This is a genomic window from Streptomyces sp. NPDC020747, assembly GCF_044334695.1.
GTDB lineage: Bacteria > Actinomycetota > Actinomycetes > Streptomycetales > Streptomycetaceae > Streptomyces.
On record NZ_JBIRTJ010000001.1, the window covers coordinates 714946 to 733698 of the forward strand.

Here is an 18753-nt window from a genome sequence, read left to right on the forward strand (position 1 = left end):
ACCTTGCGAAAGGGCGCTCCATGCTCGACGTACGCGGCCTCAGAAAGGTCTACGAGGGGTCGGGCCGCCGGGTGGAGGCGGTACGCGACCTCACCTTCACGGTCGAGGCCGGCGAACTGGTGTGTCTCGTCGGCCCGTCGGGCTGCGGCAAGACGACGCTGCTGAAGTGCGTGGGCGGACTCCTGACGCCCACAGCGGGTGACGTACTCCTCGGAGGCGAGCGGGTGACCGGGCCGCCGCCCGGGATGGCCGTCGTCTTCCAGGAGTACGGGCGCAGCCTCTTCCCGTGGATGCGGGTTCGCGAGAACGTCGAACTCCCGCTCAAGCAGAAGAAGTTGTCGAGCGCGAGGCGCCGTGAACTGATCGCCGACGCGCTGGAGTCGGTCGGTCTCACCGATGCGGCGGGCGCGTACCCGTGGCAGCTGTCGGGTGGCATGCAGCAGCGGGTGGCGATCGCCCGCGCGCTCGCGTACGAGCCCGATGTGCTGCTCATGGACGAGCCGTTCGCGGCGGTGGACGCGCAGACCCGCGCCGAACTGGAAGACCTGGTCCGTGGGTTGTGGCGGCAGCGGGGCATCACGATCCTCTTCGTGACGCACGACATCGACGAGGCGGTGTATCTCGGCGAGCGGGTGCTGATCCTGTCCTCCTCCCCGACCGTCGTCCAGGAGCAGCTGAAGATCGATCTCCCCGCCGAGCGCGACCAGTTGAACACCCGGGTGGCCCCGCGCTTCGCCGAGCTGCGGACCCATGTGTACGAGCAGATCCAGGCGGCGAAGCGCGGGACACCGGTCGACCGGGTGGTCAAGGACCTCAGTCCAGATACGCCTCCACCTCACTGAACTGACCTGCGGGCCAACCCGTGTTGGCGGTGACGTTGAGCCGCAGGTGGCGCGGCTCGGCACCATCCGGCAGTGTGACGGTCACCGTGTTCCCGGTGGCCGGGTCGAAGCGGTAGCCCTTCGAGGCGACCAGCGTCGAGTAGGCGGAACCGTCGGTGCTGCCCTGCACGGACAGCGTCTGCGTCCGCGCCTGCCAGGCCGCGAGCGGCGGCAGCTTGAGCACGAGCCTGCGGACGGACTCCGCCGAGCCGAGGTCGACCGTCCAGGCCTGTGGGAAGGCGTTGTTGGTGGATTCCCAGTACGTGTGCGCGTCGCCGTCGGCCGCCTTGCCGGGGGTGTAGACGTCGGTGGAGCCGGTCGCGGTGGCCGGGCGGCCCTTGGCGAGGTTGCGGGTCGGGTCGGGGTCCGGGTTGCCCGAGCCCGGCTGCGGCCAGGTCGAGCAGTCCGACCAGGTGCTGTCCCAGCCGGAGTTGCCGCCCCCGTTGGTGAGCGTGAAGGTGCCCGAGCCGGTCGGGTAGGGGCAGTTGTAGACGCCGGCCGCGCCGACCCCGGTGGCCTGGACGTTGCTGAACTTCGCCGCGCCCTGCGTCTCGGCCTGGACGACGACCGTGCCCGCCCTGTTCACCGTCACCCCGTCCACGGTGACGTTCTTGGCCGCGTACCCGCGTCCGCTGCCCGACACGAACTCGAAGGCGCTGTACGGGCTGTCGGTGATCGTCGTCCCGGTGATGTTCACCGTCGCCTCGATGGCGCTGTCGTACGAGTCGACGCGCAACGCGCCCATCGGGTGCTGCCAGTTGGGGTTCATCGCGCCGGTACGGACCAGGGTGTTGCCGGAGACGGTGATGGTTCCGGCGAGCGGGTGGAAGGGGTCCAGGAACTTCTGGTTGGAGATGGCGATCCCGCTGCCGAGGGCGTTGGTGTCGGCGACCAGGTTGTTCTTGACGCCGATGTCGGTGCCGCCGTAGATCGCGATGCCGTTGGCGAGGTTCGGCTGGGAGATGGTGTTGTTCTCGAAGCTGCTGTTGGTGTCGGGCGAGTTGAGCGACCACATGGCGAGCGCGTCGTCGCCGGTGTTGCGCAGGAAGTTGTTGCGGACGCGGACCCCGTGGGCGTTGCCGTTGAGGTTGAGGCCGTCGGCGGTCATGTCGAGGAAGCGGCTGTTCTCGACGACGAGGTTGTCGTTGTTGCCGGTCAGCCAGAGGCCCACCTTGAGATGCTGGAGCCACATGCCGGACACCGAACTGCCCGGCCCCAGCGAGCCGTTGACGAAGTTGTCCGGGTTGGAGTCGACGCGCTCGGTGACCTCTCCGATGACGGCGAAGTCCTTGAGGTGGACTCCGCCCGAGGAACTGGTCTGGTCGATGAAGCGCGAGGTGCGCAGCACGGAGTGCCAGCTGCCGGCGCCCTGGACGGTAACGTTCGAGACCCCGTTGAGCGAGGACGTGACCCGGAAGTCGCCCGGCGGGATCCACACCACTCCGCCCCGCGCGGCGGCGAGGGCGTCCCGGAAGGCCTGGGTGGAGTCGCCCTGGCCGCTGGGGTCGGCGCCCTTGTCGGTGACGGAGACCGCTCCGGCAGGTTTGGCCGCCGCGCCTGCCACCTGCTCGAAGTCGGTGACGTCGACGGTCACTTGGGTGGACACGGCCTCGAAGGCGACCTTGTCCCCCGGCTGCACGGTCTGCCCGAGCATCAGGCGCGCGTTGTCGAAGAGGTGATGCGTCCTGGAGCCCTGGATCCAGGGCGTGTCGACGTAGGAGTACTTGGAGGTGACGGCGAGCGACTTGGCCGGCTTCTGGCCGTTGACGTACACGGCGAGGGTGCCCGACTGGCCGTCCGGGACGCTGTAGGCGACGTTCACCGCGTTCGCGGTCCAGGGTGCGGTGAACTCGACGCGCTGCCCCGCGGCGAGTCGTACGGCCTGGCGGCCGGAAGCCTCCGAGGCGTGGGTGCCCTGGGTGTGGTCGGGGCCGATCCTCGTGCCGGTGGTGGTCGCCGACTCGGCCTCCACCGAGGTGAAGGGAAGGTCGGCGCCGACGGCCGCGGCGGCGGCGTGGGTGGTGGGGGCCGTGGCGGTCAGCATGCCGGCCGCGAGGGCGACCGCCACGGCAGCAGTCGCCGGAGCCGACGACATGGACGGCATGAATGACATGACCCTGCCATATCTTGAACGGGAGCTGTGCATGTGCTGATCCCTTCGTGGTGGGGGTACGGGGATAGCGAAATGCGGTCTCAGGGGTTGGTGCTCAGCCACACCGCCGTGTCCTGCGGGAGGCGTCCCTCCGCGGTCAGGGGGCCGCTGCCGAGCAGCAGCCGGGAGTGTGCGGGCAGTTCGGCCGGGGCCTCGGCGAGGTTCACGACGCACACCGGTCCGTCCCCCCGGGCGAAGGCGAGGATGCCGTCGGGCGCGGGCAGCCAGGTGAGGGGGCCGTCGCCGAACTCCGGCCTGAGCGTCAGCGCCGTCCGGTAGAGCGCGAGCATGGAGCCCGGGTCGGCGGCCTGGACGTCGGCGGCGTACGCGTGCCAGCCCTCCGGTTGGGGCAACCACGGCTCCTCCCGGGACCCGAAGCCCGCGTACTGAGCCGACGCCACCCAGGGCAGCGGGACCCGGCACCCGTCGCGCCCCGGGTCGACGCCGCCCGACCTGGAGTGCATCGGGTCCTGGATGCGCTCGCGCGGTATCTCCGCCTCGGGCAGGCCGAGTTCCTCGCCCTGGTAGAGGTAGACGGCACCCGGCAGGGCGAGCGACAGGAGCGCGGCGGCCCGGGCCCGTCGCGTACCGAGCACCAGGTCGGTCGGTGTGCCGAAGGCCTTGGTGGCGAAGGCGAACGCGGTGTCCGTGCGGCCGTAGCGGGTGACCGTGCGGGTCACGTCGTGGTTGCAGAGGACCCAGGTCGCGGGTGCGCCCACCGGTGCGTGCTCGGCGAGGGTCTCGTCGATCGACGTACGCAGCCTCTCCGCGTCCCAAGGGCAGGACAGGAAGGCGAAGTTGAAGGCGGTGTGCAGTTCGTCGGGGCGGAGGTAGCGGGCGAAGCGTTCGGAGTCGGGGAGCCAGACCTCGCCGACGAAGATGCCGCCGTACTCGTCGGCCACCGCGCGCCAGGAGCGGTAGATGTCGTGGAGTTCGTCGCGGTCGACGAAGGGGTGCGGATCGCGGCCCTCGACGAAGTCCGGCAGGTCCGGGTCCTTGGCGAGCAGGGCCGCCGAGTCGATGCGTACGCCCGCGACGCCCCGCTCGAACCAGAAGCGCAGGACGTCCTCGTGCTCCTGGCGGACAGCGGGGTGCGCCCAGTTGAGGTCGGGCTGCTCGGGGGTGAACAGGTGGAGGTACCAGTCGCCGTCGGGCAGCCGGGTCCAGACCGGCTCGGCGGAGCCCGCGAACTGGGACGGCCAGTCGTTGGGCGGGAGTTCACCGTGTTCGCCGCGTCCCGGGCGGAAGTGGAACAGCTCGCGCTCCGGGCTGCCGGGTCCTGCCGCGAGCGCCGCACGGAACCACGGGTGCTGGTCGGAGACGTGGTTGGGGACGATGTCAACGAGAGTGCGGATGCCCGACTCCCGTGCCTCGGCGATGAGTTTCTCCGCCTCCGCGAGGGTTCCGAAGGCCGGGTCGACGGCCCGGTAGTCGGTGACGTCGTAGCCCCCGTCCGCCATCGGGGACGGGTACCAGGGGTTGAACCACAGGGCGTCCACGCCGAGTTCGGCCAGGTGGGGCAGCTTGGCGCGGACGCCCGCGAGGTCTCCGGTTCCGTCGCCGTCGCCGTCCGCGAAGCTGCGTACGTACACCTGGTAGATGACGGCGCCGCGCCACCACTGGTCGTCGGTGCGGGCAGGGGAAGGCTGTCCCACGGTGCCTGCCTTTCGTCTGTTCGGCTTCTCTTCGACTGTGGAGTCTGTGGGGTCTTCTTCTGTGGAGGGGTGGCGTCAGCCCTTGGTGCTGCCCGCGCTGATCCCGGCGATGATGTGCCGCTGGAACACCAGGAACATCGCGACCATCGGGATGCTGGCGATGACCATCGCGGCGATGAGCACGGTCAGCGGGATGTTCTGGGACAGCTGGACGAGCGCCACGCTGATGGGCTGTTTGTCGGTGTCGGAGAAGACCATCAACGGCCAGAGGAAGTCCTGCCAGACAGCGACGAGCGCGAAGATCGAGACGACTCCCAGGACCGGCCGGGACATCGGGAGCACGATCGACCAGAGCGTACGCAGCCGTCCCGCGCCGTCGATCTCGGCGGCCTCCAGCACGTCGCGCGGAAGCTGGTCGAAGAACCGTTTGAGGAGATAGAGGTTGAAGGCGTTGGCCACGGCCGGCAGCCAGATGCCGAGCGGGTCGTTGAGCAGACTGGTGTGGATCAGCGGCAGGTCGGCGACGGTCAGGTACTTCGGTACGACCAGGGCCTGCGCCGGGACCATCAGGGTGGCGAGGATGCCGCCGAGGATCACCTTGCCGAAGGCGGGCCGCAGCCTGGACAGGGCGTACGCGGCGGCCGTGCAGAACACGAGTTGCAGGATCCAGGCGCCTGTTGCCTGAACCACCGTGTTCCACAGGTGAGTCGGCAGGTCCATCAGGTCCCAGGCGTCGGTGTAGCCGCTGACGTGCCACTTGTCCGGGACGAGGGTCGGCGGGGTGCGGGTCACCTCGTCCGGCGACTTCATGGCGCCGGTGGCCATCCAGTAGACCGGGAAGAGGAAGGCGAGTGTGAAAAGGAGGACCACGCCGGTGAAGACGGTCCAGTAGACGGCCCTGCCGCGGGGTCGGGCGAGCGTGAGCGGGGAGACCAGGGTGCGGGTGCCGCTCATGAGGCCTCCTCTCCGGAGCGGGTGAGCCGCAGGTACACCGCCGAGAAGGCGCTGAGCAGGAGGAGGAGCATGACGCTGAGGGCGCAGGCTCCGCCGAAGTCGTTGTAGAGGAACGCGTACTTATAGATGAGGTAGAGGACGGTGACCGTGGCGTTCTCCGGGCCGCCGCCCGTGATCACGAACGGCTCGGTGAACACCTGCATGGTGGCGATGATCTGAAGGAGCATCAGCATGAGGATGACGAACCGGGTCTGAGGGATCGTCACATGCCGGATGCGCTGCCAGATGTTCGCTCCGTCCAGTTCGGCCGCCTCGTACAGCTCGCCGGGGATGCTCTGGAGCGCGGCCAGGTAGATGAGTACAGTGCCGCCGAGATTCGCCCAAGTGGCCACGAGGACAAGGGAGACGAGGGCGGTGTCGGCGCCGTTGGACCAGTTGGAGGTGGGCAGGTTCAGGAAGCGCAGCGCCTCGTTGGCGAGGCCGGCGCCGGGATCGTAGAACCACTTCCAGAGCAGGGCGCTGACCACCGGAGGGATCATCACCGGGAGGTACACGACGACTCTGAAGAATGCCTTCGCGTGCCGGAGTTCGTTGAGGACGAGGGCGAGCGCGAAGGGCACGGCGAAGCCGATGAGCAGGGCGAGCAGCGTGAAGGTGAGGGTGTTGCGCCAGGCCGCGGCGAACTCCGGGTCCGCAAAGACGCGGGTGAAGTTGGCGGTGCCGACCCACTCCGGTTCCGCGCCCGGGGTGTACTTCTGGAAGGCGATCACGACCGCGCGGATCGCCGGGTACCAGGAGAAGAGGGCGAAGCAGAGCAGTCCGCCGAGGAGGAAGGCGTACGCGCCGGTCTGGTCGGCGAGGCGGCGGCGCAACGGGCGCCCGGCGGGGCCGGGTCGCGGCGCCTCCACCGGCCGTACAGCCGTCGGTGGGGGCGCCGCGGGCTTGGACGCTGTCTTCATGGCGGGTGTCAGCCGCGCGCGAGGATGGCGTCGATCTTTCCGGAGGCGTCGCTCAGCAGCTGGTCGATGTCGGCGTCCTTCTTGGTGAGGACCGCGGAGACGGCGCTGTCGAGGACGGAGTAGATCTGCTGGGCCCGGGGCGGCTCGATCTTCATCTCCAGGCTCTGGTTGCCGTCGAGGAAGGACTGGTAGTTCTCCACCGGGACGTTGGCGTTGGCCTTCTTGACCTGCTGGTCCTTGGCATCGGCGGCGCCGCTGAAGAGCCGGGGCTCCGGCAGGCCGACCGGGGCGTCGTTCTTCTTGGCGCGGGCGTAGTCGCCGAGGAAGCCGTCACCGGGCGTGAGGAACATGTGGTCGAGCCACGCGAGGCCCGCCTTGATCTGCTCGGGCGTGGCCTTCTTGTTGAACATGTAGCCGTCGCCGCCGATGAGCGTGCCCTTGCCGCCCGGCATGGGAGCGAGGGCGAGGTCCTTGTAGTTGCCGCCCTTCTCCTTGACCAGGATCGGGATGTTGTCCGGCGCCGAGAGGTACATGCCGAGCTTCCCCGAACCCATCAGCTGCTGGGCGTCGTTGATGACGAGCAGCTGCTTGCTGCCCATGGAGTTGTCGATCCAGCGCATGTCCTTGAGGTTCTGCAGGACGGCCTTGCCCTCGGGGGTGTCGATGCTCGCCTTCTTGCCGTCCTCGCCGACGACGTCGCCGCCCTGTGAGTAGAGCTCGGCGGTGAAGTGCCAGCCGCCCTGGTTCTGCGCGCTGTAGTCGGCGTAGCCGACGGTGCCGTTGCCGAGCGCGGCGATCTTCTTGGCGGCGGCGCGCAACTCCTCCCAGGTGGCCGGGGGTTGGTCGGGGTCGAGACCGGCCTCGGCGAAGAGCTTCTTGTTGTAGATCAGGCCCATGGAGTAGCCGGTGCGCGGGACGCCGTAGATCTTGCCGTCCACGGTGTAGATGTCGCGCAGCTGCCGCTGGATGGTGTCGTAGCTCTTGAGGTCCTTGACGTAACTCGTGATGTCGGCCGCCTGGTTGACGTCGACGACGTGCTTGGCGTCGGTGAAGTACGTGTAGAAGACGTCCTCCATCTGGCCGCCGGCGAGCTTGGCGTCGAAGGTCTTCGGGTCCTGGCAGGGGAACGCGTCGTGCGGGACGACGTCGATGTCCGGGTTCCGCTTCTCGAAGGCCAGGACGTCGGCCTCGAAGAACGACCTGTCGACCTTGGCGCTCTTCGGCGGCATGCAGTTGACGGTGATACGGGTCTTGCCGCCGGCGGTGTCGTCGTCATCGGATCCGCCGCAGGCACTGAGCGCCAGCGAGCAGGTGATGAGGGTGATGCAGATGCGACGGAACCCGGTGCTTCTCATCGGTGGACCCCTCTGGGCAGGAGCGTGCAAGGCCCACGGCAGCCCCCTGTGAGCGCGCGCCGCCGTGTCTGGCGTCGCACACTCAAGCACCGGCGATATTTGATCGCAAGATGTCGTGCAGACTCTGTAATTATTTGACAGTCGAGTGGATCTCAGCGGCACCTGAGGGGGCTTCAGGGGCGCGGAGCTTGCGCGGTCGACCCCCGGACCACCAGCTCGGGCTCGTACAGCAGCTCTTCGGTCGGCACACTGCTGCCGCCGATCTGCGCGTTCAGCAGTTCCACCGCCGCCCTGCCCATGGCCTCGATGGGTTGACGGACCGTGGTCAGCGGGGGTTCGGTGCAGTTCATGAACGCGGAGTCGTCGTAGCCCACGACGGAGACCTGCGACGGCACGGCAAGTCCCTTGCGGCGTGCGGCTCTTACGGCGCCGAGGGCGAGCGGGTCACTTGCGCAGATGATGCCGGTGACGCCCCGGTCGAGGAGCCGGGTGGCCGCGGCCTGACCGCCTTCGAGGGAGAAGATCGCCCGGGCGACGCGCTCGTCGGGGAGGTCGCCCAGGGCGCGCGCCGCGGCGAGCTTGCGGCTCGAAGGGACGTGGTCGCCGGGGCCGAGCACGAGCCCGATGCGCTCGTGTCCGAGCGAGGTCAGATGCCGCCAGGCCTGCTCCACCGCCACCGCGTCGTCGCAGGAGACGCCCGGGAAGCCCAGGTGTTCGATGGCCGCGTTCACCAGGACCACCGGGATGTTGCGGTCCGCGAGCCGCCGGTAGTGCTCGTGCGGCGCGTCGGCCTGCGCGTAGAGGCCGCCCGCGAACACCACGCCGGAGACCTGCTGTTGGAGCAGCAGGTCCACGTAGTCCGCCTCGGAGACGCCGCCCTTGGTCTGGGTGCAGAGCACGGGCGTCAGACCGGACTGGGCGAGCGCGCCGCCGATCACCTCGGCGAACGCCGGGAAGATCGGGTTCTGCAGCTCGGGCAGGACGAGGCCCACCAACCGGGCGCGTTCGCCGCGCAGTTGGGTGGGCCGCTCGTAGCCGAGGACGTCGAGTGCGGAGAGCACCGCCTGCCGGGTGGTGTCGGAGACTCCGGGCTTGCCGTTGAGCACCCGGCTGACCGTGGCCTCGCTGACCCCGACCTTCTTCGCCACCTCAGCAAGTCGTCGCGTCATGCGCGCAAGAATAGCGCAAGAAATGCAAGTTACTTGCGTAAAGGCAGCACTACGCCTCCGCGGTGGGCACCACGCTCAGATGACTCGACGCGCGTCGAGTGCGCCGCGCGACGGGCGGGCGCCGGGCCTCGCGCAGGACCAGCGTCAGGCGCGTATAGCCCATGTCCTGAAGGGTCTTGGTGGTCTCCCCGACGATGCGGCAGTCGGTACGGCCCCAGCGCGGGTCGGGATGCAGCAACGGCCGCACCGCGCCGTCGTGCTCGACGGCGTCCGGGCCGACCGAGCGGACCCAGTGCGGCAGGCCGTGCCGGTAGGCGGCGTCCATGATCGGGTCCTGGCCGATGTCCCGGAGGATCGACTGGAGTCCGTGGTCGTGACCGTGCCGCTCGACGGCGGCGGCGAAGTGCGCCAGCATCGGCAGGCACCAGCTCGACTCGTGCTCGCCGAGGACCGTACCGGCGTCCGGATGGAACAGGACGAACCGGAGGAAGTTGTCCCACGGCATGGCGGTCGGATGCGGGCCCACACCGCGGAAAAGTGTCTCGAACGCACCGTTCGCCAGGACGACGTCCCAGCGGTGGTCGACGACCACGGAGGGAAAGGTGACAGCCTCCAGGAGCGCGGCGTAGTCCTGGAGATACGCCTGGGCCTCACGACTCTCGGGGGCGGGTCGCGGCTGCGGCCGGGGCCCTCCTGCCTGGTATGCCATCGGGAGGTCCACCCCTCTTGCCTATGCGGCCCTGACGCGGCGTCGTGATCCTGCTACCCCCGGGCGAGCGGTGTCAACTATCGTGGCATTTGGCGCCCGTTGACGGCTGAATCCCGCCACAGTTGTGGCGAGACCTGGATGTGAGTTCGACCGAAGGGCTACTCTCCGGTCTTCGGGCGGTTCACGCCGCACATCCGGAATTCCCACAAGGGCTTCACGTCCGAGGGATCCGGTTCCACCAGAGCGGTCGACGAAGACGTAGGGGAGAAGTGTCGGTGACGGATGGCTTCGAGGTTCCGGGCGCCACGGCGACGGGCCTGCTGCCGGCCGTCGTGGCCCGAGTCACCGGGCTGGCCGACCGGCTCTGCGCGCCGCACGACGAGGTGTTCGACGTCCGGCGGCTGTCAGCGGCCTCCGGAGTCCCCGAGGTCGTGGTCAGATCCCTGCTGGGCGGGCGGCCCGCGGGCGAACCCGATCTCCAGGCCCGCTTCCTGCAACGCCTCGACCTGCTGCGCCGCACCCGGCTGAAGCCGGGCGGCCGCAGGTACACCCAGCAGGAGATCGCCGACGGCGCCGGAATGTCGCGCCAGCAGGCGGGCGCCCTCATCAACGGCGACCGGCGCCCCACGATGGAGCACTGCGACGCCATCCAGCGATTCTTCCGGGTGCACGCCGGATTCCTCACCGCGGAGGACCCCGAGGCGCTCGCGGGCGCGCTCCAGCACACCGAGCAGGAGCTGCTCCAGCGGCTCGCCGACCGGGAGCGCGAGGCGGCCCTGGCCGCCGCCGACGATCCGCTGGAGCGGCTGCTGCAGGACCACGGGGTCCGCGGCATCGCCTGGCGGGCCGCACAGCTGCCCACCGACCAGCACAGGGACAAGGTCGCCGAGTGGCTGGACATGCTCCTGGAGAGCGTCAAGCGGCCCGAGTCGTGATCCGGGGGAACCAGTGGCCATAGGAAAGGACATGCGCCGTCTGTGCGGCGAACTGGTCGACGAGCTCTCACTGCCGGCACCGGCGGAGCCCGCCGATCTGTACGCCGCGCTGTGCGACGCCATGAGCAGGCGGCGCGGGCGTCCGGTGCAGTTCCGTACGGCCGCGTTCCCGCCGGGCACCGCCAGCGGACTCTGGCTCGACATGGCGGACCAGGACCTCGTCGTCGTTGAGGAACGCACCGCGCCCGACCACCAGTTGGTGATCCTCGGCCATGAGCTGTGGCACATGAACGCCGGGCACTGCAGCCACCACGTCCAGGGCGCGGCCGTCGCCGCCCGCATGCTGTCGGACGACGCCGACCTCCAGGCGACCGTCCTGAAGGTGGCGGCCCGCACCCGGTCGGACCTGGCCGACGAGAAGGACGCCGAGAGCTTCGGGCTGTTGCTGGCGAGCAAGTGCCGCGGCTGGCTGGCCGGTTCGGCGATGCGCGGCCCCGTGCGCCGCGACGGACTCGCCGGCCGCATCGAGGCGTCGCTGGGCTATCGCGGGCCACGGAGCTGAAGCCGCCGACACCATGGACGACTCCAGCTACTACATACCCGCCGCCGCCATGGCGGTCGCGTTCGCGGTCAAGGCTCCCGCGCTGCTGCGCTCCTGGCGCGATCCGCTGCTGCGCGCCGTATGCGCTCTGCTCGCCCTCGCCTGTCTGGTGTTCTTCTTCGCCGCCCCGCCGACGATCGCCGAGGTCAACCGCACCACCGGCATCCCGAACATCTCGGCGCCGCTCGTCTACGCGCTGCTGAGCGCGTTCAGTGCCGCCTGCCTGGTGCTGATCATCAACTGGCGCGGCGGTCCGCCCGAGGCGACCCGGCGGGCGTCCCGCCGCTGGATCGCCGGGTACGGCCTCGTGGCGGTGGCCCTGATCACGCTGTTCCTCCTCGGGGACGCACCGCACGAACGGCTGCGGGACATCGACACCTACTACGCGACGACGCCGTTCATCCGCGAGATGATCGTGCTCTATCTCGCGTCGCTCACGGTCGCGGGTGTCGCGATGAACGTCATGTGCTGGCGCTGGGCGCTTCAGGTGCACGGCTGGCTGCGGGTCGGGCTGCTGATCATCGCGCTCGGCTTTCTGTTCAACATCCCCTACGCGGCGGCCAAGTTCATCGCGGTGGTCGCCCGCTGGAACGGCGGGGACCTGGACGGTCTGAGCACCTATCTGGCCCCTGTACTGGCCTCCGTGGGCGCGCAGATCAGCGCGGTCGGCTTCTGCGTCCCACTGGCCTGCCAGCGCATCGGGGACACCTGGGGCACCTGGTCGACGTACCGTCGACTCGGGCCGCTGTGGCGGGAGTTGAGGTCGGCCTCGGGACACGAGGAGCGGGCCGTGCGGATCTCCTGGTGGTCCCCCGCCGAACTCCAGGTCACCCAGCGGGAGTCCGACATCCACGACGGCATCCTCGGCCTGCACCCCTACTTCGACTCCGGGGTGCGCGCGGACGCCTACGACGCGGCCGTGGCGGCGGGCTCCGAGCCCGTCCAGGCCCAGGCGGAGGCCGACGCGGCGATGGTGACCGCGGCGGTGCGGGCCAGGGCCGCCGACCCGGAGGGCAGGGTCATCAGCTCGGCGACGACCGCCGCTCCAAACGCGTCCGCCGAGGGCCCCCGCGACCTCGTACGGATCTCCACCGCCCTGCGTCAGTCAGCCGTCGTCGCGGCCGCCCGGGGGCGGGCCACGACCAGGTCAGAGAGCGACTCCCATGAACGAACCAGCTAGCGCCCGCCCAGGTGGAGCCGCCGTCGGACGTGCCGTCGTCATCGGCGGAGGGATGGCCGGAATGCTGGCCGCCGCCGCACTGCGCGGGCACGCCGAAGTCACCGTCGTCGAGCGTGACGCCCTGCCCGACGGGCCCGAGCCGCGCAAGGGGCTTCCGCAGGCCCGCCACGCCCACCTCCTGTGGTCCGGCGGTGTCCGGGCGATGGAGGAGCTGCTGCCGGGGGTGACCGAGGCCTGGCTCGCCGCCGGCGCCCGGCGGATCCCGCTCCCGACCGGTCTGGTGTCCCTGCAGCCGCACGGCTGGCTCCGGCGCTGGCCCGAGATGCAGTTCATGATCGCCTGCAGCCGTGATCTGCTCGACTCGGTCCTGCGGGCCCGGATCTCCGAGAGCCCGCGGATCACCGTCATGGAGCGCACCGAGCTGCTGGGACTGCAGGGTGACGCCTCCAGGGTGACGGGGGTACGCGTCCGCACCAGCGGGGGCGCGGAGCGCGTACTCGAAGCCGATCTCGTGGTGGATGCCTCGGGGCGTGGGTCGCGGGCCACCTCCTGGCTCGACTCGCTGGGTGTGCCAAAGGCTCCGATGGAGGAGGTCGACTCCGGGCTCGCGTACGCCAGCCGGATCTTCCGGGCGCCGGAGGGCACGGAGGACTTCCCCGTGGTCAATGTCCAGCCGGACGCGGCTCAGCCGGTCCCGGGACGGAGCGCGACCATCGTGCCCATCGAGGGCGGGCGCTGGCTGGTGACTCTGTCGGGCACGCGCGGCGGCCAGCCGACGGGCTCCGCCGAGGAGTTCGCGACGTTCGCGCGCGACGACGTCAGGCATCCCCTCGTGGGCGAACTGATCGCCGGCGCCGAGCCGTTGACGGACGTCGTGGTCACCCGCAGCACGGTCAACAGGCGGCGCTTCTTCGAGAAGGTCAAGGACTGGCCCGAGGGATTCGTGACGCTCGGGGACGCGGTCGCCACGTACAACCCGATCTACGGGCACGGCATGTCGGTGGCCGCGCAGGGTGCGGTGGCGCTGCGTGAGCACGTCGCGGAGTACGGGCTCGCGGCGCCGAGGCTGGCGAGACGGGTGCAGCGCGCCGTGGCGCGTCCGGTGGCGACGGCCTGGGAGCTGGCCACGAGCACGGACATCCGGTATCCCGGTTCGATCGGCAAGGAGCCCGGAGGTACGCAGAAGCTGCTCGGGCGCTACGTGAACCGTCTGATGCTGACGGCGACCGGGCGTCCGCTGGTCGCCAGGGAGTTCCTCGGCGTGATCACGCTGTCCGCGCCCGTCACCACCCTGCTCAAGCCCGAGGTGGTTCTCGCCGTACTGCGCGGTCCGCGCCTGTCCCCACTTACCGAGCCGCCGCTGACGAACGAGGAACGGGACGCGGTCCTCGGCGCACCGGAGCCGTCGGGGACACGAGAGGCCTGACGGGGCCGGCCTCGCCGCGGGGCACAGCGCGGCGTCAGGCCTCCGCTCGCCGCCCCGATCCCGGTCCGCACCCCGGCCGGCGCGGTGGCTAGGTCGCGCTGCGTTCGCTCGCCTCCCTCAGGTCCCGCTCCACCGCCCGGCCGCGGGCGGTGTCCGGGCGGCCCGCCGTGGTGCCCGGGTGGCCGGCGCGCAGGAGGTCGCTCCAGTGTTCGCGGCTCCAGTCGGCGGGGCTGGTGGTGCCGGTGAACTCCTCGACGAGGGAGAGGAAGCGGGCGGGGTCGGTGTGGAAGGGGAAGTGCCCGGCGCCCTCGAAGATCTCCAGGCGGCTGCCGGGCATCGCCTCGTGCGCCCCGTACGCGTGCCGTACCGGGACCACGCTGTCGCGGTCGCCCCACATCAGCATCGTCGGCATGCCCTGGGTGAGGTAGCAGCGGTCGAGCATCGTCACGACCTGGCCGCGCCAGTCGACCACCGCCCGCAGCGTACGGATGAACGCGCTGCGCGAGGTCGCGTCGGGCAGCGCGTCCACGAGGGTCAGCAACTCCGGCGCGTCCTGGCCCAGGTCGGTGTCGAGGAGCCTCATCAGCTGGGCGACCAGTCCCACTTGGATCCGCATCCCGGGCAGCCGCAGCGCGGCCAGGGCCAGGTCGGCGCCGGGCAGCGAGACCGCCCGCAGGACGGGGTTCACCTCGCGGCCCACGCCACCGGCGCTGACCAGGATCAGCCGCTCGGTGCGCTCGGGGAACTGGTATGCGAACTGCATCGCGACGCCGCCGCCGAGCGAGTGCCCGATCAGCGTGGCCTGCTCGATGCCGAGGGTGGAGAGCAGATCGCGCAGCCCGTTGGCGTACGCCGCCACCGAGTAGTCGGCCCGGGGTTTGTCCGAGGCGCCGTGGCCGAGCAGGTCGGGGGCGATCACCGTGTGGGTGCGGGCGAGATCGGGGATGAGCTCCGCCCAGGTCGCCGAGGAGTCGCCGATGCCGTGGATCAGGACGAGTGCCGGGCCCTCGCCCGCCATCCGGTAGGCACGCCGGTAGCCGTGCACCACTCGGTGGTGCAGCCGCAGCTCTCCGTCGCCCACCGGGCGCAGCCGCGCGATGGTCCTCGGGTGCTGTCGCGGGACGTCGACCACGGGCTCGCCTCTCCTCACCGGGCCGCCGGGAGTACGGCTCCAGGCCCTGGCTTCCAGCGTAGGACCCTTGTCCGACAAGGGATTTCCGTGATGTTTCCCCTCCGCTAACCGGGCGAACCGACGCGTACCGAAAGGGCATTGTCAGTGGCGGACGGCAAGCTGGACCCAGCGCCACCGCTGTGCGGGGGCGAGTGAACCGCCACAGGCGCTGCTGCCGAGCCGAACCGGGGAGAGCCGTCCGATGCCGACCGCCGTACTGACCGATCACGAACGCACCGCCGTGCAGGCCTATCTGCGCCTGTTGCAGACGGTCCGGGCCGCCATGGACGGCCCTCCCGGCACGGGCCGACCACCCGTCGTGCCGCCCGCCGCCCTCGCGGAGGCGGAGCGCGCGCTGGCCGCGGCGGGGCTCTCGGGCAACGAGGAGGCGTTCTTCCGCCTGCTGCACACCTGGTGCCCGGAGGTTTGATGAGGCACCGTCAGCCCGCCGACGGAGGAGGGACGAGCCGGACGGGCGTGCTCAGCCCTGGGCGTGCGGCACGGTCACCGAGGTCGCCACGAGTCCCCGGCGTACCGTCCAGCGCCCGTCGAAGTGCCCGATCCGACGGCCGTCGACCACGGGCCCGGGCACGAGGAGCCGGGCACGGAGGCCACCCGACGTGGTGTGTCCGGGATCCATGAAGACGTCGATGTCCGCCTCGCTGAAGTCGAGCCACTTCCCGGTGAGGGGGAACCACGCCTTGTAGACCGACTCCTTGGCGCTGAACAGGAGCCGGTCCCAGTGGACGCCGGGGTGCTGCGCGGCGAGGCCGCGCAGCCGCCGGTCCTCGTCGGGCAGTGCCACGGACGCCAGGACGTTGTCCGGGAGCGGCAGATGGGGCTCCGCGTCGATGCCGAGCGAGGCCAGGTCGGTGGCGCGGGCCAGCGCCGCGGCGGCGTAGCCCTCGCAGTGCGTCATGCTGCCGATCAGCCCGGCGGGCCACCGCGGGGCTCCCCGCTCACCGGGCAGCACGGCCTGCGGGGGCACGCCGAGCTTCTCCATGGCGTGCCGGGCACAGCCTCGTACGACGGTGAACTCACGGCGCCGTTTCTCGACGGCGCGCGCGATCAGCGCCTGTTCCTCGGGATAGAGCTCGGGGTACGGCGTCGTGCCGCCGGGCCGCTCGTCACCGTGTGCCTCCACGGCCACGACCGACTCCGGGAGCAGCTCCTCGATCACCGGATCCGACCTCCATCGGCAGAATGCGGCGCAGCTTGCCCGGCGGTTCCGAGCGCTTGCGCCACTCGCGGGGGTATCCCACCGACACCTCTTCGAAGCGGACGCCGTCGAGCCAGGTGGTGCGGGGAATGTGCAGGTGGCCGTAGACCATGGCCGCGACGCGGTACGCGCGGTGCCAGTCCGCGGTGAGCCGGGTGCCGCACCACATGGCGAACTCCGGGTACCAGAGGACCTCTGTCGGGTGGCGGTCCAGCGGGTAGTGGTTGACCAGGATCGTCGGCAGCTCGGCGGGGATCTCCGCGAGCCTGCGCCCGGTCTCGGCCACCCGGGCCCGGCACCAGTCCTCACGGCTCGGGTACGGGTCGGGGTGCAGGAAATGCTCGTCCGTGCAGACCACGCCGGTCCCGTGGGCGTACGTGAGCCCCTCTTCCTTGGTCGCGCAGCCCGCGGGCAGGAACGAGTAGTCGTAGAGGAGGAAGAGCGGCGCGACGGCGACCGGTCCGCCGGGGCCCTCCCACACGGGGTACGGGTCTTCCGGGGTCGTCACTCCCAGCTCGCGGCAGACCTCCACGAGGTGCTCGTAGCGGGCGACGCCGCGCAGGGTGACGGTGTCCTTGGGGTGGGTCCACAGCTCGTGGTTGCCGGGTGCCCAGATCACTTTGCGGAAGCGGGAGGCGAGCGTTTCGAGGGCCCAGCGGATGTCGGCCACCGTCTCCGCGACGTCGCCGGCCACCAGGAGCCAGTCGTCGTCGGTCTCGGGGCGCATCTGCTCTACGAGGGCGCGGTTCTCGGCGTATCCGATGTGCAGGTCGCTGATGGCCAGCAGCCGGCCCGGACGGTCAGCCGTCGTCACCCTCGCCCCCTCCATGGACCGGAAACGCCCCTCGGCGTGCCCGGATGCGACCACAAGAACACATACCGCCTCCACGGTACAAGAGCGGCTTCAGCGGCCTCGCCGACGATGTGGCCACGGCCGGTCTGCCGGGTGCGGGTCCCTTGTCGGTCGCTCGCGCTCCACGGCGGAACCGCAGATGTCAGCGCCCCGCGCCCCTATACGGGGCGCCGAGCCCGAGGAGAGCCATGACAGGGGCGTCCGGCTCCGAGCGTCTGGTGGAGAGCGGGCCCGACTGCATCGTGAGGGGCGGCTCGTTCGTGAGTATCCCGGCGTTCGGCGGCTGCTCCGCGATGCCTCGGACACCGAACTCGCCCGGGCCGGGCAGCTGTTGGCGCGGCTCGACCCGGACGAGGTGGTGGCGGAGCATCCGGCGGTACCCTTCACACCGAGGCGTTGCTGCGCAACGGCTGGTTCGACACCCCGGAACTGACCCGCGAGGACGTCACCCGGGTCGCCCAGTACCGCGACGAGCCGGTCCTCAAGGACTTCCTCGACGGCTTCGACTCCCTGGACGAGTGTCTGCGGCAGCTGCGGGTCGAGGTGCACCTCGTCGAGGCGGGCCCCGCCGAGGTGCGCGCTCTCCTCGACGATCCGGCGGCACGCGTCCTCGCCGTCCGCACCGCCGACCGCACCGCCGACCGCTTCGGGGACAACGGCGTCGTCGGCGCGGTGTTCAGCACCGGCACGGCAACACCGTCCACATCGACAACTTCCTGCTCAGCTGCCGGGTGTTCTCCCGAGGCATCGAGCAGACCTCGCTCCGTGCCGTGCTGCGGCACGCCCGCGCGCACGGCGCCCGGGCGGTGCGCGCGAACTACCGCGCCACACCGAAGAACACCAAGGTCAGAGACTTCTACCCGAGGAACGGCTTCGTCCGGGTCAAGGACGAGAACACCACAGTCGCCCACACGACAGTCACCCACACAACGACGGCCCACACAACGGCCGCCCACCGGAACGACGGCACGACCGTGACGTACGAGCACGGCCTCCAGATCCTGCCCGTGCCGCCCGCGCACGTCCACTTCACCGGGATCCCGGGAGACGACGGCTCGTGAACTCCATCGACGACTTCCTCATCCTCCTCCAGGACGACCTGGGCCTGCCGGTGACCGGCGCGGACGTCGGCGCGGGGCTCGACCGGGTGCCCGGCTGGGACTCGGTGCACCTGCTCTAGCTCCTCACGCTCCTGGAGCGTACGACCGGCCGTGCGCTGCCTCTGGCGGAGGCCCTGGAGGCCGGGCCGTCAGCCTGGAGGGGATCCACACGCCGGCGGTGGCCTCTTGAGGATCTCACCTGTCGCCCGCGAGCGCCGCCACACCCTGGCCTTCCTCGACGGCACGGTCACGATCGACGGTACCGAGGCGGCGGACGTGCTCGCGGAGATCGAGGAGGGCCTGGAGTCCTTCAAGGGGAGCGGGGTCCAGGGGGCCTGACGTGCCTCAGGAGCACCGGTGGGCCCGTCCGGGGATTCTGTAACACGCACGTAGCAGCGAGCACGCTGCGGAAGCCCTATGATCGGCCCTACACA

20 protein-coding genes are annotated in these 18753 nt (G+C 70.5%); 9 read left to right on the plus strand and 11 right to left on the minus strand.

All coding sequences use genetic code 11. The annotated features are described in order from the left end of the window. Positions 1-20: 20 nt before the first annotated feature. Positions 21-842 (plus strand): ABC transporter ATP-binding protein, encoded by an 822-nt coding sequence (locus tag ACH4YP_RS02925; RefSeq protein ID WP_361051736.1) that lies wholly within the window; start codon positions 21-23, stop codon positions 840-842. On the opposite strand, the gene ACH4YP_RS02930 is transcribed toward ACH4YP_RS02925, so the two are convergent. From ACH4YP_RS02930 to ACH4YP_RS02960, 7 genes are all read right to left on the minus strand, one after another. Further along, positions 814-2985 (minus strand): discoidin domain-containing protein, encoded by a 2172-nt coding sequence (locus tag ACH4YP_RS02930; RefSeq protein WP_398489466.1) that lies wholly within the window; start codon positions 2983-2985, stop codon positions 814-816. The two genes, ACH4YP_RS02925 and ACH4YP_RS02930, sit on opposite strands and share 29 nt — an antisense overlap. A gap of 89 nt (positions 2986-3074) precedes the next feature. After that, positions 3075-4688 carry an alpha-amylase family glycosyl hydrolase gene (locus ACH4YP_RS02935; protein ID WP_398489044.1) on the minus strand — a complete coding sequence of 538 codons (1614 nt, stop codon included), beginning with the start codon at positions 4686-4688 and terminating at the stop codon, positions 3075-3077. 75 nt (positions 4689-4763) lie between these two features. Next, entirely contained in the window at positions 4764-5642 is an 879-nt protein-coding gene (locus ACH4YP_RS02940) for a carbohydrate ABC transporter permease (RefSeq protein WP_398489045.1), read from the minus strand. Continuing rightward, a complete protein-coding gene (locus ACH4YP_RS02945; RefSeq protein WP_398489046.1) occupies positions 5639-6601 on the minus strand; it encodes a carbohydrate ABC transporter permease in 963 nt (320 codons plus the stop codon). Before ACH4YP_RS02945 ends, ACH4YP_RS02940 begins: the two co-directional genes overlap by 4 nt. Before the next feature lie 8 nt (positions 6602-6609). After that, positions 6610-7956 carry an ABC transporter substrate-binding protein gene (locus ACH4YP_RS02950; RefSeq protein ID WP_398489047.1) on the minus strand — a complete coding sequence of 449 codons (1347 nt, stop codon included), beginning with the start codon at positions 7954-7956 and terminating at the stop codon, positions 6610-6612. Between the two features lie 173 nt (positions 7957-8129). Beyond that, positions 8130-9125, minus strand: coding sequence for a LacI family DNA-binding transcriptional regulator (locus ACH4YP_RS02955; protein WP_361051556.1), 996 nt, complete (start codon positions 9123-9125; stop codon positions 8130-8132). 49 nt (positions 9126-9174) lie between these two features. Then, the gene (locus ACH4YP_RS02960) at positions 9175-9834 is read right to left on the minus strand and encodes a hypothetical protein (RefSeq protein ID WP_398489048.1); all 660 of its coding nucleotides are present in this window, start codon (positions 9832-9834) and stop codon (positions 9175-9177) included. 275 nt (positions 9835-10109) lie between these two features. On the opposite strand from ACH4YP_RS02960, the gene ACH4YP_RS02965 reads away from it, so the two are divergent. Genes ACH4YP_RS02965 through ACH4YP_RS02980 form a run of 4 tightly spaced genes read left to right on the plus strand, consistent with a single transcriptional unit; the run spans position 10110 to position 13976 of the window. Then, on the plus strand, positions 10110-10769 hold the full coding sequence (locus ACH4YP_RS02965) for a helix-turn-helix transcriptional regulator (RefSeq protein ID WP_361051550.1): 660 nt from the start codon (positions 10110-10112) through the stop codon (positions 10767-10769). Between the two features lie 31 nt (positions 10770-10800). After that, positions 10801-11331: a toxin-antitoxin system, toxin component gene (locus tag ACH4YP_RS02970; protein WP_398489049.1), complete on the plus strand. Its 531-nt coding sequence runs from the start codon at positions 10801-10803 to the stop codon at positions 11329-11331. A 13-nt stretch (positions 11332-11344) separates the two neighbouring features. Beyond that, complete coding sequence (locus ACH4YP_RS02975) at positions 11345-12550, plus strand: MAB_1171c family putative transporter (protein ID WP_398489050.1); 1206 nt, start codon at positions 11345-11347, stop codon at positions 12548-12550. Further along, positions 12534-13976, plus strand: a complete 1443-nt coding sequence (locus tag ACH4YP_RS02980; protein WP_398489051.1) for an FAD-dependent oxidoreductase — start codon at positions 12534-12536, stop codon at positions 13974-13976. The genes ACH4YP_RS02975 and ACH4YP_RS02980 overlap by 17 nt, the downstream gene beginning before the upstream one ends. A gap of 88 nt (positions 13977-14064) precedes the next feature. Here the strand turns inward: ACH4YP_RS02980 and ACH4YP_RS02985 are convergent, their stop codons facing one another. Further along, positions 14065-15108, minus strand: a complete 1044-nt coding sequence (locus ACH4YP_RS02985) for an alpha/beta hydrolase (protein WP_361051538.1) — start codon at positions 15106-15108, stop codon at positions 14065-14067. Positions 15109-15349: 241 nt separating this feature from the next. Between ACH4YP_RS02985 and ACH4YP_RS02990 the strand changes: the two genes are divergently transcribed. After that, positions 15350-15577, plus strand: coding sequence for a hypothetical protein (locus tag ACH4YP_RS02990; protein WP_361051535.1), 228 nt, complete (start codon positions 15350-15352; stop codon positions 15575-15577). Positions 15578-15628: 51 nt separating this feature from the next. On the opposite strand, the gene ACH4YP_RS02995 is transcribed toward ACH4YP_RS02990, so the two are convergent. The 3 genes from ACH4YP_RS02995 to ACH4YP_RS03005 form a co-directional block, all read right to left on the minus strand. Further along, entirely contained in the window at positions 15629-16327 is a 699-nt protein-coding gene (locus ACH4YP_RS02995; protein ID WP_361051532.1) for a 4'-phosphopantetheinyl transferase superfamily protein, read from the minus strand. After that, the gene (locus ACH4YP_RS03000; protein WP_398489052.1) at positions 16275-17195 is read right to left on the minus strand and encodes a metallophosphoesterase family protein; all 921 of its coding nucleotides are present in this window, start codon (positions 17193-17195) and stop codon (positions 16275-16277) included. Before ACH4YP_RS03000 ends, ACH4YP_RS02995 begins: the two co-directional genes overlap by 53 nt. 166 nt (positions 17196-17361) lie before the next feature. Continuing rightward, entirely contained in the window at positions 17362-17589 is a 228-nt protein-coding gene (locus ACH4YP_RS03005) for a hypothetical protein (RefSeq protein WP_398489053.1), read from the minus strand. A gap of 361 nt (positions 17590-17950) precedes the next feature. On the opposite strand from ACH4YP_RS03005, the gene ACH4YP_RS03010 reads away from it, so the two are divergent. The 3 genes from ACH4YP_RS03010 to ACH4YP_RS03020 all read left to right on the plus strand — a co-directional run bounded on the left by ACH4YP_RS03010 (position 17951) and on the right by ACH4YP_RS03020 (position 18658). Then, positions 17951-18280 (plus strand): hypothetical protein, encoded by a 330-nt coding sequence (locus tag ACH4YP_RS03010; RefSeq protein WP_398489055.1) that lies wholly within the window; start codon positions 17951-17953, stop codon positions 18278-18280. Further along, positions 18277-18399 (plus strand): hypothetical protein, encoded by a 123-nt coding sequence (locus ACH4YP_RS03015; protein WP_361051521.1) that lies wholly within the window; start codon positions 18277-18279, stop codon positions 18397-18399. The genes ACH4YP_RS03010 and ACH4YP_RS03015 overlap by 4 nt, the downstream gene beginning before the upstream one ends. 106 nt (positions 18400-18505) lie before the next feature. Continuing rightward, the gene (locus ACH4YP_RS03020) at positions 18506-18658 is read left to right on the plus strand and encodes a hypothetical protein (protein ID WP_361051518.1); all 153 of its coding nucleotides are present in this window, start codon (positions 18506-18508) and stop codon (positions 18656-18658) included. The last annotated feature ends 95 nt before the right edge of the window (positions 18659-18753 follow it).

What these genes read in the sequence shown, in the direction of transcription:
- ACH4YP_RS02970 (WP_398489049.1), top strand. Translation starts at nt 10,801, where the DNA reads ATGCGCCGTCTGTGCGGCGAACTGGTCGACGAGCTCTCACTGCCGGCA.
- ACH4YP_RS03005 (WP_398489053.1), bottom strand. Translation starts at nt 17,589, where the DNA reads ATGCTCCGCCACCACCTCGTCCGGGTCGAGCCGCGCCAACAGCTGCCC.
- ACH4YP_RS02940 (WP_398489045.1), bottom strand. Translation starts at nt 5,642, where the DNA reads ATGAGCGGCACCCGCACCCTGGTCTCCCCGCTCACGCTCGCCCGACCC.
- ACH4YP_RS03000 (WP_398489052.1), bottom strand. Translation starts at nt 17,195, where the DNA reads ATGGAGGGGGCGAGGGTGACGACGGCTGACCGTCCGGGCCGGCTGCTG.
- ACH4YP_RS02925 (WP_361051736.1), top strand. Translation starts at nt 21, where the DNA reads ATGCTCGACGTACGCGGCCTCAGAAAGGTCTACGAGGGGTCGGGCCGC.
- ACH4YP_RS02945 (WP_398489046.1), bottom strand. Translation starts at nt 6,601, where the DNA reads ATGAAGACAGCGTCCAAGCCCGCGGCGCCCCCACCGACGGCTGTACGG.
- ACH4YP_RS02955 (WP_361051556.1), bottom strand. Translation starts at nt 9,125, where the DNA reads ATGACGCGACGACTTGCTGAGGTGGCGAAGAAGGTCGGGGTCAGCGAG.
- ACH4YP_RS02950 (WP_398489047.1), bottom strand. Translation starts at nt 7,956, where the DNA reads ATGAGAAGCACCGGGTTCCGTCGCATCTGCATCACCCTCATCACCTGC.
- ACH4YP_RS02960 (WP_398489048.1), bottom strand. Translation starts at nt 9,834, where the DNA reads ATGGCATACCAGGCAGGAGGGCCCCGGCCGCAGCCGCGACCCGCCCCC.
- ACH4YP_RS02930 (WP_398489466.1), bottom strand. Translation starts at nt 2,985, where the DNA reads ATGCCGTCCATGTCGTCGGCTCCGGCGACTGCTGCCGTGGCGGTCGCC.
- ACH4YP_RS02975 (WP_398489050.1), top strand. Translation starts at nt 11,345, where the DNA reads ATGGACGACTCCAGCTACTACATACCCGCCGCCGCCATGGCGGTCGCG.
- ACH4YP_RS02980 (WP_398489051.1), top strand. Translation starts at nt 12,534, where the DNA reads ATGAACGAACCAGCTAGCGCCCGCCCAGGTGGAGCCGCCGTCGGACGT.
- ACH4YP_RS02990 (WP_361051535.1), top strand. Translation starts at nt 15,350, where the DNA reads ATGCCGACCGCCGTACTGACCGATCACGAACGCACCGCCGTGCAGGCC.